Annotated in this window: 9 protein-coding genes and 2 rRNA genes (1 of these 11 only partly in view); 6 read left to right on the top strand and 5 right to left on the bottom strand. The window is 71.2% G+C overall.

From position 1 onward, the window contains the following. A 23S ribosomal RNA gene (locus OIE51_RS09735) occupies positions 1-2,683 on the top strand; it begins 424 nt to the left of the window's first position. A gap of 62 nt (positions 2,684-2,745) precedes the next feature. Further along, positions 2,746-2,862, top strand: a 5S ribosomal RNA gene (rrf, locus tag OIE51_RS09730). Positions 2,863-2,963: 101 nt separating this feature from the next. Here the strand turns inward: rrf and OIE51_RS09725 are convergent. The 5 genes from OIE51_RS09725 to OIE51_RS09705 are packed head-to-tail and all read right to left on the bottom strand — an operon-like array spanning position 2,964 to position 8,313. Further along, positions 2,964-4,271 carry a DUF58 domain-containing protein gene (locus tag OIE51_RS09725; RefSeq protein WP_326596975.1) on the bottom strand — a complete coding sequence of 436 codons (1,308 nt, stop codon included), beginning with the start codon at positions 4,269-4,271 and terminating at the stop codon, positions 2,964-2,966. Next, the gene (locus OIE51_RS09720) at positions 4,271-5,236 is read right to left on the bottom strand and encodes an AAA family ATPase (RefSeq protein WP_326596974.1); all 966 of its coding nucleotides are present in this window, start codon (positions 5,234-5,236) and stop codon (positions 4,271-4,273) included. Before OIE51_RS09720 ends, OIE51_RS09725 begins: the two co-directional genes overlap by 1 nt. Next, positions 5,233-6,459, bottom strand: a complete 1,227-nt coding sequence (locus OIE51_RS09715; protein ID WP_326596972.1) for a DUF4350 domain-containing protein — start codon at positions 6,457-6,459, stop codon at positions 5,233-5,235. The genes OIE51_RS09720 and OIE51_RS09715 overlap by 4 nt, the downstream gene beginning before the upstream one ends. Further along, positions 6,456-7,136: a DUF4129 domain-containing protein gene (locus OIE51_RS09710; RefSeq protein ID WP_326596970.1), complete on the bottom strand. Its 681-nt coding sequence runs from the start codon at positions 7,134-7,136 to the stop codon at positions 6,456-6,458. Before OIE51_RS09710 ends, OIE51_RS09715 begins: the two co-directional genes overlap by 4 nt. A gap of 4 nt (positions 7,137-7,140) precedes the next feature. Beyond that, entirely contained in the window at positions 7,141-8,313 is a 1,173-nt protein-coding gene (locus OIE51_RS09705) for a DUF7544 domain-containing protein (RefSeq protein WP_326596969.1), read from the bottom strand. A gap of 162 nt (positions 8,314-8,475) precedes the next feature. Here OIE51_RS09705 and mtnA point away from each other — a divergent pair, with 162 nt between their 5' ends. Genes mtnA through OIE51_RS09685 form a run of 4 tightly spaced genes read left to right on the top strand, consistent with a single transcriptional unit; the run spans position 8,476 to position 13,903 of the window. Then, complete coding sequence (gene mtnA, locus OIE51_RS09700) at positions 8,476-9,570, top strand: S-methyl-5-thioribose-1-phosphate isomerase (RefSeq protein WP_326596967.1); 1,095 nt, start codon at positions 8,476-8,478, stop codon at positions 9,568-9,570. Continuing rightward, on the top strand, positions 9,567-10,244 hold the full coding sequence (gene mtrA / locus OIE51_RS09695) for a two-component system response regulator MtrA (protein WP_326596965.1): 678 nt from the start codon (positions 9,567-9,569) through the stop codon (positions 10,242-10,244). The genes mtnA and mtrA overlap by 4 nt, the downstream gene beginning before the upstream one ends. A 13-nt stretch (positions 10,245-10,257) precedes the next feature. Further along, positions 10,258-12,072, top strand: coding sequence for an MtrAB system histidine kinase MtrB (gene mtrB, locus OIE51_RS09690; protein ID WP_326600585.1), 1,815 nt, complete (start codon positions 10,258-10,260; stop codon positions 12,070-12,072). Next, on the top strand, positions 12,056-13,903 hold the full coding sequence (locus OIE51_RS09685; protein WP_326596963.1) for an LpqB family beta-propeller domain-containing protein: 1,848 nt from the start codon (positions 12,056-12,058) through the stop codon (positions 13,901-13,903). Before mtrB ends, OIE51_RS09685 begins: the two co-directional genes overlap by 17 nt. The last annotated feature ends 17 nt before the right edge of the window (positions 13,904-13,920 follow it).

The following is a 13,920-nucleotide window of genomic DNA, read 5'->3' as shown; positions in this document are numbered from 1 at the left end:
ACGAAATCGTGATGGCTTCCTTGTGTGTTTCCCAAGTAGCACAGGGCCCGAGAAATCCTGTGTGAATCTGGCGGGACCACCCGTTAAGCCTAAATATTCCCTGGTGACCGATAGTGGATAGTACCGTGAGGGAATGGTGAAAAGTACCGCGGGAGCGGAGTGAAATAGTACCTGAAACCGTGTGCCTACAAGCCGTGGGAGCGTCGCAGTCGAGTGCTTGCGCTCGGTTGTCGTGACTGCGTGCCTTTTGAAGAATGAGCCTGCGAGTTTGCGGTGTGTTGCGAGGTTAACCTGTTGGTGGGTAGCCGTAGCGAAAGCGAGTCCGAAGAGGGCGGTTGAGTAGCATGCCCAAGACCCGAAGCGGAGTGATCTAGCCATGGGCAGGGTGAAGCGTGGGTAAGACCGCGTGGAGGCCCGAACCCACCAGAGTTGAAAATCTGGGGGATGACCTGTGGTTAGGGGTGAAAGGCCAATCAAACTCCGTGATAGCTGGTTCTCCCCGAAATGCATTTAGGTGCAGCGTCGTGTGTTTCTTGCCGGAGGTAGAGCACTGGGTAGGTGATGGGCCTTACCGGGTTACTGACCTTAGCCAAACTCCGAATGCCGGTAAGTGAGAGCGCGGCAGTGAGACTGTGGGGGATAAGCTCCATGGTCGAGAGGGAAACAGCCCAGAGCATCGACTAAGGCCCCTAAGCGTGTGCTAAGTGGGAAAGGATGTGGAGTCGCAGAGACAGCCAGGAGGTTGGCTTAGAAGCAGCCACCCTTGAAAGAGTGCGTAATAGCTCACTGGTCGAGTGATTCTGCGCCGATAATGTAGCGGGGCTCAAGTACACCGCCGAAGTCGTGTCACTACGTGTAAGCGTGGTGGGTAGGGGAGCGTCGTGTGCCGGGTGAAGCAGCCGTGGAAACGAGTTGTGGACGGTTCACGAGTGAGAATGCAGGCATGAGTAGCGATTCACACGTGGGAAACGTGTGCGCCGATTGACTAAGGGTTCCTGGGTCAAGCTGATCTGCCCAGGGTAAGTCGGGGCCTAAGGCGAGGCCGACAGGCGTAGTCGATGGATAACCGGTTGATATTCCGGTACCCGCCGTGAAGCGCCAGCGCTGAATCTCTTGATGCTAAGCCCGTGAAGCCGCCCTTTGATCCTTCGGGTGATGGGGGAGTGGTGGAGCCGGTGGCCCGATGGGGTAGTAGGTGAGTGATGGGGTGACGCAGGAAGGTAGTCCATCCCGGGCGGTGGTTGTCCCGGGGTAAGGGTGTGGCCCGTCGTGCAGGTAAATCCGTGCGACATGTGGGTGAGGCCTGATGCCGAGCCGATTGTGGTGAAGTGGATGATCCTATGCTGTCGAGAAAAGCCTCTAGCGATGTTTCATGGTGGCCCGTACCCTAAACCGACTCAGGTGGTCAGGTAGAGTATACCGAGGCGTTCGGGTGAACTATGGTTAAGGAACTCGGCAAATTGCCCCCGTAACTTCGGGAGAAGGGGGGCCGTTCCTGGTGAGGGTGTTTACCATCTGAGCTGGGGGTGGCCGCAGAGACCAGCGAGAAGCGACTGTTTACTAAAAACACAGGTCCGTGCGAAGCTGTAAGGCGATGTATACGGACTGACGCCTGCCCGGTGCTGGAACGTTAAGGGGACCGGTTAGCTCTTCGGGGCGAAGCTGGGAACTTAAGCGCCAGTAAACGGCGGTGGTAACTATAACCATCCTAAGGTAGCGAAATTCCTTGTCGGGTAAGTTCCGACCTGCACGAATGGCGTAACGACTTCTCGGCTGTCTCAACCATAGGCCCGGTGAAATTGCATTACGAGTAAAGATGCTCGTTTCGCGCAGCAGGACGGAAAGACCCCGGGACCTTTACTATAGCTTGATATTGGTGTTCGGTTCGGTTTGTGTAGGATAGGTGGGAGACTGTGAAGTGCCGGCGCCAGCCGGTGCGGAGTCATTGTTGAAATACCACTCTGATCGTGCTGGATGTCTAACCTGGGTCCGTGATCCGGATCGGGGACAGTGTCTGGTGGGTAGTTTAACTGGGGCGGTTGCCTCCTAAAGAGTAACGGAGGCGCCCAAAGGTTCCCTCAGCCTGGTTGGTTATCAGGTGGTGAGTGTAAGTGCACAAGGGAGCTTGACTGTGAGACTGGCGGGTCGAGCAGGTGCGAAAGCAGGGACTAGTGATCCGGCGGTGGCTTGTGGGAGCGCCGTCGCTCATCGGATAAAAGGTACCCCGGGGATAACAGGCTGATCTTCCCCAAGAGTCCGTATCGACGGGATGGTTTGGCACCTCGATGTCGGCTCGTCGCATCCTGGGGCTGGAGTTGGTCCCAAGGGTTGGGCTGTTCGCCCATTAAAGCGGTACGCGAGCTGGGTTTAGAACGTCGTGAGACAGTTCGGTCCCTATCCGCTGTGCGCGTTGGAGTCTTGAGAAGGGCTGTCCCTAGTACGAGAGGACCGGGACGGACGAACCTCTGGTGTGCCAGTTGTTCTGCCAAGGGCATGGCTGGTTGGCTACGTTCGGGAGGGATAACCGCTGAAAGCATCTAAGCGGGAAGCCTGCTTCGAGATGAGGACTCCCACCCACTTGATGGGGTAAGGCCCCCGTGAGACCAACGGGTTGATAGGCCGGAGATGGAAGCCCTGTGAGGGGTGGAGTTGACCGGTACTAATAGGCCGAGGGCTTGTCCGCAGATGCTCGCGTCCACTGTGAAATCTCGAAGCCAGAGAACCGTAGGGATACCCTCAGGGTGTTCCGGTGGTCATGGCGGAGGGGAAACGCCCGGTTACATTCCGAACCCGGAAGCTAAGCCCTCCAGCGCCGATGGTACTGCATGGGGGACCGTGTGGGAGAGTAGGACACCGCCGGACAATCTTTAGAAATAAATGCGTAGGGCCCGCTGGATAATTCCAGCGGGCCCTACGCATTTCTTGTGTCACGGCGCTTTTCTCAGACGGCCCATTTCCTCACGTCACAGCCTTCCCGCCGCCTTCAGGGCGAGATAGGCGTCGGCGACGGCCGGGGGGAGTTCTTCGGGGGCGGCCTCGACGACCGTGACGCCCAGGCGGTGGAGACGTTCGACCGTGCGTCGGCGTTCGGCCTGGTGCCGCGCCGCCGCCGCTGCCTCGTAGACGCCGGGGACCGTGCCGCGGGCGCGGGCCATCTCCGCGACACGCGGGTCGGCCACGGCCGCCACCAGGACCGTGTGGCGCTGGGTGAGCCGCGGCAGGACCGGCAGTAGCCCCGATTCGACCGGGGCCGTGTCCAGGCCCGTGAACAGCACGATGAACGAGCGGCGCGGTGCGCCGGCCAGGGCGGCGGCGGCCAGGGCGCGGGTGTCGGTCTCGATCAGCTCCGGTTCGAGGTGGGTCATCGCCTGGACCATGGCGGGCAGAGTGTCCCCGCCCGTCCGGCCGCGCACGGACGCGCGCGTCACGCGGTCGAACGCGAGCAGGTCGACCCGGTCGCCAGCCCGCGTGGCGAGCGCCGTGAGCAGCAGGGCCGCGTCCATCGCCGCGTCCAGGCGCGGCACGTCACCGACCCGGCCCGCCGACGTACGGCCGGAGTCGAGCACGAGAAGCAGGTGACGGTCGCGCTCCGGACGCCAGGTGCGCACCGCGACCGAGGACTGCCGGGCCGTGGCCCGCCAGTCGATCGAACGGACATCGTCGCCCGGCACGTAGGCCCGGATGCTGTCGAACTCCGTGCCCTCTCCGCGCGTCAGCAGCGTGGTGCGACCGTCCAGTTCGCGCAGCCGGGCCAGCTTCGCCGGCAGGTGTTTCCGGCTGGCGAACGGTGGCAGCACGCTCAGCGTCCACGGCACCGCGTGGCTGCCCTGGCGGGCGGCGAGGCCGAGTGGACCGTGCGAGCGGATCGTGACCCGTACCGCCCGGTGGTCGCCCCGGCGGGTGGGGTGCAGCACGGTCGTCAGGCGGCGGCGTTCACCGGCCGGTGCCGCGAGGCGGTGCCGAGCCGCGGCGTAGCTGATGCCGGGGCGCCAGCTGCTCGGCGGCCAGGCGTCGCGCAACTCGGCGCGCAGCGGGCGGGCCGACGGGTTGGTGATGGTCAGGTGCACGTTCGCGTCGTCGCCCAGGCGTACCGAGGTCGCGCCCGCTCGCTCCAGGCGGAGCGAGCGGACCGGGGCGGCGCGGGCCAGGTCGAACAGGAGGGCGGCCAGCAGCGGGAGGCAGACGGCGAGGACTCCGTGCCAGCCCGGGAGGAGACCGACGATCAGGGCGCCGAGGGCGGCGATCAGGGCCGTGCGCCCGGACAGCGCCATCAGCGCGGCACCGCGACGCGCGCCAGCAGGCCGGTGATCACGCTGTCCGCCGTCACGCCCTCCATCTCCGCCTCCGGGCGCAGCCGGACGCGGTGGCGCAGCGTCGGCAGGGCGAGGGCCTTCACGTCGTCGGGGATGACGTAGGCGCGGCCGGAGAGCCAGGCCCAGGCGCGGGAGGTGTTGAGCAGCGCGGTCGCGCCGCGCGGCGAGGCACCCAGGGAGAGTGAGGGCGACTCGCGGGTGGCGCGGCACAGATCCACCACGTAGCCGGTGACGTCGGGGGAGACGGACACCTTGGCGACCTCGGCGCGGGCGGCGGCCAGGTCGGCGGGGCCGGCGACGCGGCGGACGCCGGCCGCCGCCAGATCGCGGGGGTCGAAGCCCGCCGCGTGCCGGGTGAGGACGTCGATCTCCTGGCTCCGGCTGGGCAGCGGGAGGTTGAGCTTGAGGAGGAAGCGGTCGAGCTGCGCCTCGGGAAGCGGGTAGGTGCCCTCGTACTCCACGGGGTTCTGGGTCGCCGCGACGAGGAAGGGGTCCGGGAGCGCGCGGGGCAGGCCCTCCACCGTGACCTGGCGCTCCTCCATCGCTTCGAGCAGCGACGCCTGGGTCTTGGGCGGGGTGCGGTTGATCTCGTCGGCCAGCAGCAGGTTGGTGAAGACCGGGCCGGCCTGGAAGGAGAACTCGGCGGTGCGCGCGTCGAAGATCAGCGAGCCGGTGACGTCGCTGGGCATGAGGTCGGGAGTGAACTGGACGCGCTTGGTGTCCAGTTCGAGGGCGGCGGCCATGGTGCGGATGAGCAGCGTCTTGGCGACGCCGGGCACGCCTTCGAGGAGGACGTGGCCCCGGCACAGGAGGGCGACGACCAGGCCGGTCACGGCCGCGTCCTGGCCGACGACGGCCTTCCCGATCTCGCCGCGCAGGGCTTCCAGAGCCGCGTGCGGGCTTCCGGCTGTCGGTTCGGTCACGAGCTGTGGTCCTTGCCTTTCGTCGCGTCGGGGGTGACGCGCCGTTCCAGCGCGTCGAGGTCGTCGGCCAGCCGGACGAGGGCGGTGTCGTCGCCGGGGGGCGGGCCGAAGAGCAGGGCGTGCACGGCCTGGGGGGCGTCCCCGGTGTGCGCGGCGACGGCGGCCGGGAGCGCCTCGGGGGTGTGGGCCGCCGCCGGGGCGACGCCGACCAGGGGGGCCAGGCGGTCGCGGGTGGCGGCGCGCAGCGCGTCGGCGGCGCGGTCACGGGCGCCGGCCCGGTGGTAGAGGCGGGCGTGGCCCTCGGTCGTCTCGGCGGCCCGGACGGTGACGGGGAGCCGTTCGGTGACGACGGGGCCGAGGCGGCGGGCGCGCCAGAGGGCGGCGAGGGCGACGGCGAGGGCGAGCTGGAGGGTGGCCCAGCGCCAGCCGGGGTCGAGGAGGCCGAGCAGGCTCTCCTCCTCGGCGGCGCCGGGTGCCTCCTCGCCGGAGGGCAGGTACCAGACGAGGTGGTCGCGGGCGCCGAGGAGCTGGAGGGCGAGGGAGGCGTTGCCGTCCTCGTCGAGATGCTGGTTGTGGAGGAGGTCAGCGGCACCGAGGAGAACGGTCTCGCCGGCCGCGGGGCCGGTGGGGAGGGTGACGAGGGTGGGGAGCCCGGAGACCGGGTAGCAGCCGGTGCCCTCGGCGGCGGGCGGGACGTAGCCGTAGCCGCCGAGGCGGGCGCTGCCCGCTCGCCGGGCGACGGGGTCGGCGCAGTCGGGCTGCCGCTCCTCGACCGTGGCGGGGCCGGCGGCCAGCACTCCGGGGGCGAAGGTGTCGAGTGCCGCCTGGCCGGGGGCGAGGAGAACGAGCCGGGCGCCGGTGTCCGAGGCGGCCCGGCGCAGGATCTCGCGGGTGCTGTCGGTGAGGGCCTCGGGGCGGACGACGAGGAGAGTCGTGTCGGGACCGGTGGCGGCGGCGGCCTCGCGGGCGGTGGTGGTCAGGGTGGTGTCGACGCCTCGGTCCGCGAGCAGCTCGGCGATGGCGCGGCTGCCGTGCTGGGTGGCGGAGCGGGGGTCGAGGCTGCCGTCGTCGCCGGAGGTGAGCAGACCGAGGAGGGCGCCGGCCAGCACGAGCAGGGCGAGGGCGGTGAGGAGGCCCCGGCCGCGGAGCCAGAGCCGCCGGGCGTCGGGGGAGACGGCCGTGGTGTCGGTACCGGTGCCGGTGTCGGTGCCGGTGTCGCTCATGGCGCCGTCCAGGACGGGGCGGTGGCGGTGAGGTCGGGCTTGGCGCGGCGTAGTCGGGTGTCCAGGTCGGCCAGCCGGGCGTAGTCGTCGGGGCCGGCGGGCAGGCCGCCGTAGGTGACGGCGTCGAAGGTGGCGGCGGCCGACCGCAGCTCCCCGGTGAGGGCGGGCATCGGGCGGGCGGCCTCGGCGGCGGCCTCGTTCGCGGTGCGGCCGGGGCGCGGGTCGAGCAGGGCTCGCTCCTCCAGGTCGCGGACGACGGCGCGCATCCGTTCCCGCACGGCCTCGGCCCAGCGGGCGGCGGCGGCGTGCTCCTGCGCGGCGGCGCGGTGCTCGGCGGCGGTGCGCGGTCGGTCGGTGAACACGGCGCCGGCCCGGCCCGGCCCGGCCGAGCGGGCGGTGCGCAGGCCGCCGAGGCGCAGCCGGAGGGCGATGATCAGGCCGACGGTGACGGCGACGATGATCAGCAGGCCGAGCCAGCCGCCGGGGGTGTTGAACGCGGCGTTCTCCAGGGCGCCGAAGAGCTGCTCCCACAGCCAGCTCCAGGCGCGCCGGATCGGGCCTGGCTCGTGCTCGGCGTAGCGCTGTCCGGACAGCTCGCGCTCGGCCGCGTCCCGGGCGGGCTCGCGGTCGATGACGAGGGGCGGGCCGGGCGGGTCGTCGGCCCACGGCAGCGCCATGGCGTCAGCTTTCCCGGCCCTGGTCGCCGAGGCCCGCCGCGCGGGCCAGTTCGAGGTCGAGGGCCTCCCGGCGGATGCGCTGGTCGATGTAGAGCAGGGCGACGACGCCGGCGCCGATGGGGAGGGTGATGGTGGAGGAGATGACCGAGCCGATGCCGGCGACGGCGAGGTAGGTCCAGGTCATGTCGCTCGTGGTGCCCTGGAAGAAGCTGTCCCCGCCGTTTCCGGCGGCGATTCCGGCGAGGATGGAGGTCGGGATCTCGATGATGCCGCCCACCACCGTGAGCAGGACGAGAACGAGGATCTGGACGCCGAGGACGCGCCACCACGAGCCGCTCACGAGCTTGGCGGAGCGGCGCATGGCGGCGAGAACGCCCTGGCGCTCCAGCATCAGGGCGGGCGCGGCCAGCGAGAACCGCACCCAGAGCCAGACGGCGAGCACCCCGCCGCCGATGGCGGCGACGACGGCGAGGGCCACGGCGCCGGTCAGGGCGGCGAGCAGGACGGGGACGCCGACGGCCAGGATGGAGAGGAGCGGGACGATCAGGACCACGCCCAGCAGACGTGCCAGCCGGGAGCGGGAGTCCGCCCACGCCTCGGCGACGGTGACCTCGCGGCCGAGGACCGCGCGGCTGACGACGATGGTGAGCATGGCGGTGGCCAGGACGCTGCCGAGTAAGGCGACGACGGAGGTGACGGAGGCGAGCGCGGCGAGGTCGGTGAAGGCGTCGCGGATCTCCTCGTCGGTGGGGTTCGGCTTCTCCTCCAGGGCCGCGATGCCGGAGCTGTCGCCGATCCAGGTGTGCATCGCGACGGCGGAGATCAGTTCGGTGATGATGGCGATGCCGAGGGCGATGGTCAGCACGGTTCGCCAGTGGGCGCGGGCGGTGGAGACCGCGCCGTCGAGTATCTCGCCGATACCGAGCGGGCGGAGCGGGATGACGCCGGGCTTGGCGGCGAACGTGTGCGGGTGCCAGCCGCCCCAGCCGCCCCACCCGGCGGGTGCCGGGGCGCCCTGCCAGCCGGGCTGCGCCGGGGGCGGCGGCGGGGGCGCGCTCTGCCAGCCCTGAGGCGCGGGGGGCTGGGGCGGGGCCTGCGGTTCGGCGGGCGCGGGGTCGTTGCGGCCGTTCTCCGGCGGTGGTGATCCGGGGGACGCCCAGCCCGGCGAGTCGCTCACAATCTCTCCTCGGTCGCTTCACACCTCTGTCGCCGACGCCGCCGACTGTCGTCGCCGGGCGGGTATGGCGCCCATCGTGCCATGGCGTTACGGCGGGCGCGCCGAAGTGGTCCCGGGGGCCCTCGCCTTCTCTCGCCTCTGCTGGAAGGGCAGACTGTGCCAATGGCTGATCTCAGACTCCCCGCCTTGCGCTGGGCCGAGCCGCCCGACGGGCCGGTGCTGGTGCTGCTCGACCAGACCCGGCTGCCCGTCGAGGAGGTGGAGCTCATCTGTACGGATGTCCCGGGGCTCGTGGCGGCGATCCAGTCGCTCGCCGTCCGCGGCGCTCCGGTGCTCGGCCTCGCCGGGGCCTACGGCGTCGCGCTGGCCGCCGTGCGCGGATACGACGTGGTGGACGCGGCGCGGTCGCTGGCCCAGGCGCGGCCGACCGCGGTGAACCTGGCCCACGGGGTCGAGCGGGCCCTCGCGGCCTACCGGGCGGTGGGCGGCGACGGGCCGGCCGCGGCGCGGGCGGCGCTGGAGGCGGCGGTGGCCCTGCACCGGGAGGACGCGGCGGCCAGCGACCGGATGGCCGAGCTGGGCCGGGAGCTGCTGGGTGAGCTGCTGCCCGGCGGCCGGTACCGGATCCTGACGCACTGCAACACGGGCGCGCTGGTCTCGGGCGGTGAGGGCACGGCGCTGGCGGTGGTGCGCGCCGCGCACCGGGCGGGGGAGCTGCGGCGGCTGTGGGTGGACGAGACGCGGCCGTTGCTCCAGGGCGCGCGGCTGACGGCCTACGAGGCGGCGCGCGACGGGATGGCGTACACCGTGCTGGCGGACTCGGCGGCCGGGTCGCTGTTCGCGGCCGGTGAGGTGGACGCGGTGTTCATCGGGGCGGACCGGATCGCGGCGGACGGCTCGGTGGCCAACAAGGTGGGCAGCTACCCGCTGGCGGTGCTGGCTCGGCATCACGGGGTGCCGTTCGTGGTGGTGGCTCCGGCGAGCACGGTGGATCTGGCGACGCCGGACGGCGCGGCGATCCACATCGAGCAGCGGCCGGGGCACGAGGTCACGGATATCGCGCCGGGGGTGCCGGTGGCACCGGTGGGCGCGCAGGCGTACAACCCGGCGTTCGACGTGACGCCTCCCGAGCTCGTGACGGCGATTGTCACCGAGCTGGGTGTGGTGTCGCCCGTTGACCGTGGGAACCTTTCGGAAGTGTGTTCCAGGTCACGCTCGGCAGAGTCGGATTCAGGGGATGGAATGATGAAGGCATGAAGGGTCGCGTACTCGTCGTCGACGACGACACCGCGCTGGCGGAGATGCTCGGCATCGTGCTGCGCGGTGAGGGGTTCGAACCGTCGTTCGTGGCGGACGGGGACAAGGCGCTGGCCGCGTTCCGGGAGATCAAGCCGGATCTGGTCCTGCTGGACCTGATGCTGCCCGGCCGGGACGGCATCGAGGTGTGCCGCCTTATCCGGGGTGAGTCCGGCGTCCCGATCGTCATGCTCACCGCGAAGAGCGACACGGTCGACGTGGTCGTCGGCCTCGAATCCGGCGCGGACGACTACATCGTCAAGCCCTTCAAGCCGAAGGAGCTGATCGCCCGCATCCGGGCGAGGCTGCGGCGTTCGGAGGAGCCGGCGCCCGAGCAGCTCGCGATCGGCGACCTGGTGATCGACGTGGCGGGGCACTCGGTGAAGCGGGGCAGCCAGGCGATCTCGCTGACGCCGCTGGAGTTCGACCTGCTGGTGGCGCTGGCGCGCAAGCCATGGCAGGTGTTCACCCGCGAGGTGCTGCTGGAGCAGGTGTGGGGGTACCGGCACGCGGCGGACACCCGGCTGGTCAACGTGCATGTGCAGCGACTGCGTTCCAAGGTGGAGAAGGATCCGGAGCGGCCGGAGATCGTGGTGACGGTCCGCGGGGTGGGTTACAAGGCCGGGTCCAGCTGACGTGTCCGACCGGATGTGGTGGCAGGGCCCCCGGCTGCTGACCGAAAGGGCGACGGGCGGCCGGGCCCAGCCCGCTATCCGGATCTTCGGGCGCTGGGCGCGCGGCCCGCTGCTGTCGGTGATGCGGCTGTGGCGGCGCAACATCCAGCTCCGCGTGGTGGCCAGCACGCTGCTGCTCTCGCTCGCGGTGGTGCTGGTGCTGGGCTTCGTGGTGATCGGGCAGGTGCGCAACGGTCTGCTGGAGGCCAAGCGGCAGACGGCGCAGAGCCAGGCGGAGGGCGGCTTCTCGGCGGCGAAGGAGCAGGCCGCGGGCGACGGTGACGGCCAGGGCGCCGGGGCCGGGCAGTCGGCCGACGCGGGCGAGTGGATGACGAGCATCGTGCAGCAGCTCGCCAGCGGCGGTCAGGGCGTGTTCTCGGTGGTGGCGCTCCCGTCGCAGCTGTCCACGCCGTTCGTCGGGGACACCGCGTCGGCGCCGCTGGGGGCGCGCGCGCAGGGTGACGTCAACCCGGAGCGGAGCATCAACCCGGAGCTGAGCATTCCGCAGGAGCTGCGGGACGCGCTGGACGCGGACCTGGCGACGCACCGGCAGTACCACACGATCGTCCGCCAGAACGGCGACACCGAGGCCGCGCTGATCATCGGCAGGCGGCTGACGGACAACGAGGGGCACCAGTACCAGCTCTACTTCGTCTTCCCCTTCACGCAGGAGGAGAAGTCCCTCAGCCTGGTCACGGGCACCATCGCGACGGCCGGGCTGTTCGTCGTGGTGTTGCTGGGCGCCATCGCCTGGCTGGTGGTGCGGCAGGTGGTCACGCCGGTCCGGATGGCGGCCAGGATCGCGGAGCGGCTGGCGGCCGGGCGGCTGCACGAGCGGATGAAGGTCAGCGGCGAGGACGACATCGCGCGGCTGGGCGAGTCGTTCAACAAGATGGCGCGCAACCTCCAGCTCAAGATCCAGCAGCTGGAGGAGCTGTCGCGGATGCAGCGCCGCTTCGTCTCGGACGTCTCGCACGAGCTGCGCACGCCGCTGACGACGGTGCGGATGGCGGCGGACGTCATCCACGAGTCGCGCGGCGCGTTCGACCCGGCCACCGCGCGGTCGGCGGAGCTGCTGCTCAGCCAGCTCGACCGGTTCGAGTCGCTGCTCGCGGACCTGCTGGAGATCAGCCGCTTCGACGCGGGCGCGGCCCGGCTGGAGGCGGAGGACACCGATCTGCGGGACGTGGTGCACCGGGTGGTCGAGGGCGCCGAGCCGTTGGCCGAACGGAAGGGCAGCCGGCTGCTGGTGCGCGGCGCGACCCGGCCGGTCGTCGCCGAGGCCGATCCGCGGCGGATCGAGCGCGTGGTGCGCAACCTCGTGGTCAACGCCATCGAGCACGGCGAGGGCCGCGACATCGCGGTGCGGCTGGCGGCGAGTCGGGACGGCGGGATGGTGGCCATCGCCGTGCGCGACTACGGGATCGGGCTGCGGCCCGGCGACGCGGAGCAGGTCTTCAGCCGCTTCTGGCGGGCCGACCCGGCGCGGGCGCGGACCATGGGCGGCACCGGGCTGGGACTGTCGATCGCCGTGGAGGACGCGCATCTGCACGGCGGCCGGCTGGAGGCGTGGGGCGAGCCGGGCGGCGGCGCGCAGTTCCGGCTGACGCTGCCGCGCACGGTCGGCGGTCCGCTGCGCGGGTCGCCGCTGCCGCTGGAGCCGGGTGATTCGCGGGCCAACCGGGCGCGCGGCGCGAGCGGTGGGTCGGGACGGCAGGAGCGGGTCGCCGCGGTGAGCGGTGACGCGGGCGAGCCGGGGGCGGAGGGCGGCCATGGGCGCGGGGAGTGAGCGGGTGCGCGGACGGCGGCGGGCGGGGCGCGGGCGGGGCGCGGTGCGGCGGGCGGCGGGTTCGCTGGCGGCGGTGGCGCTGCTGCTGAGCGGCTGCGCCTCCATGCCGGGCAGCGGCCCGGTGCAGAGTGTGGACTCCTCGCAGCGGCCGGACAGCGAGTCGCTGGTGCGGGTCTACGGGGTGGCGCCGCAGGACGACGCGCTGCCGCAGCAGATCGTGCGCGGCTTCCTGGAGGCGATCACCAGCGACGACGAACGGTTCGAGACGGCCAGGCAGTACCTCACGCCGGAACGCGCCGGGTCCTGGGACCCGTTCACCGGCATCACCGTGCTGTCGTCGGGGCTGGGACTGAGCAGCCCGCGCGGCGGGGACTCGCGCGTCGAGTTGAGCGGCGCCCGGCTGGCCACGGTGGACGGCACGCACGTGTACACGCCGCAGACCGGCGCGTACCGGGGGACGTTCGACCTGCGCCAGGTGGACGGCGAGTGGCGGATCGACGCGCTGCCGGACGGCCTCGTGATGAGCGAGGCGGATTTCCGCCGGATCTACCGCTCGGTCGACACGTACTACTACGCCGATCTGGGCGCCGAGGCGCCGCGGGCGTCCGGCGGCGACGAGGCACTGGTGCCGGATCCGGTGTATGTGCGGCGCCGGATCGACCCGGTCGGGGACACCGTGCGCGCGTTGCTCGACGGGCCGAGCGAGTGGCACGACCCGGTGGTGACCACGGCCTTCCCCGCGGGCGCCCAGCTGGCGGCCGGATCGGTGATCGGTGATTCGGGCACCCTGACGGTGCGGCTGTCCGGAGTACCGGACGACTGGCCGCGCTACCGCTGCGAGCTGATGGCGGCGCAGCTCCTCCAGACGGTGCGGGAGGTGGCCTCCCAGACATTGACGGAGACCGTGCTGCTGGCCGAGGACGGGTCCCAACTCTGCGCCGTCAGCCGCGCCGAGGCGGACGCGTACACGCCGGGGCTGAGTGACGGCGAGGTGGCGCGCGCGTACTTCCTCGACGAGGACGGGCGGCTGGTGTCCGTGGTGGACGACCAGAGCGCTCCGCGGCCGGTGCGCGGCGCGCTGGGCGAGCCCGGCGTCGAGCTGCGCGGGGTGGCGGTCGACCGGGACGAGCAGCGGGGCGCGGGCGTCAGCGCGGACGGGTCCACCCTCTACGTCGCCTCGATGGCCGAGGAGGACGCGGAGCTGGAGGCGGTCCTCACCAGCGAGTCCGGCGGCGCGGACGCCGGACTGAGCGCGCCGAGTTGGGACGGCCTCGGCGATCTGTGGGTCGCGGACCGCGACCCCCACGGGCCGCGGCTGCTGCGGCTGACGGGCGGCGAGGGACAGCCGCGGGAGGTACCGGTCGCCGGCCTGGGCGAGGGGCAGCGGATCGAGGCGGTCCGGGTGGCCTCGGACGGGGTGCGGATCGCGATGCTGGTCAGCGGCGACGGGCACACGACGCTGCGACTCGGCCGTGTGGAGCGGACCCGGTCGGAGGACGGCGTCGCGGTGTCCGTGGACGCACCGCGGCCGGTCGCGCCGGAGTTGGAGAACGTGGTCGCGGCGTCCTGGGCCGGCGGCAGCCGACTCGTGGTAGTGGGCCGTCCGGACGACGGCGTCGAGCAGCTGCACTATGTGGCGACGGACGGCTCCCCGTTGAACACTCCCACCGTTCCGGGGCTCAACAATGTCACCGCCGTCGCGGCGGCGGAGGACGAGCGGCAGCCACTGCTGGCGCAGACGGGCGACGACATCGCGCGGCTCCAGGACGACGCCCAGTGGAAGGTCGTCGCCGACGCGAAGGGTGGATTCGCCCCCGTCTATCCCGGCTGATGGCTGAAACTCCCCTC

The sequence above is a fragment of the Streptomyces sp. NBC_01803 genome (genome assembly GCF_035917415.1).
GTDB lineage: Bacteria > Actinomycetota > Actinomycetes > Streptomycetales > Streptomycetaceae > Streptomyces.
The sequence above is the reverse complement of the archived record's forward strand: the minus strand, read 5'-3'. Positions and strand labels throughout refer to the sequence as shown.

What these genes read in the sequence shown, in the direction of transcription:
- OIE51_RS09710 (WP_326596970.1), bottom strand. Translation starts at nt 7,136, where the DNA reads ATGGCGCTGCCGTGGGCCGACGACCCGCCCGGCCCGCCCCTCGTCATC.
- OIE51_RS09685 (WP_326596963.1), top strand. Translation starts at nt 12,056, where the DNA reads ATGGGCGCGGGGAGTGAGCGGGTGCGCGGACGGCGGCGGGCGGGGCGC.
- OIE51_RS09725 (WP_326596975.1), bottom strand. Translation starts at nt 4,271, where the DNA reads ATGGCGCTGTCCGGGCGCACGGCCCTGATCGCCGCCCTCGGCGCCCTG.
- mtrA (WP_326596965.1), top strand. Translation starts at nt 9,567, where the DNA reads ATGAAGGGTCGCGTACTCGTCGTCGACGACGACACCGCGCTGGCGGAG.
- mtrB (WP_326600585.1), top strand. Translation starts at nt 10,258, where the DNA reads ATGTGGTGGCAGGGCCCCCGGCTGCTGACCGAAAGGGCGACGGGCGGC.
- OIE51_RS09715 (WP_326596972.1), bottom strand. Translation starts at nt 6,459, where the DNA reads ATGAGCGACACCGGCACCGACACCGGCACCGGTACCGACACCACGGCC.
- mtnA (WP_326596967.1), top strand. Translation starts at nt 8,476, where the DNA reads ATGGCTGATCTCAGACTCCCCGCCTTGCGCTGGGCCGAGCCGCCCGAC.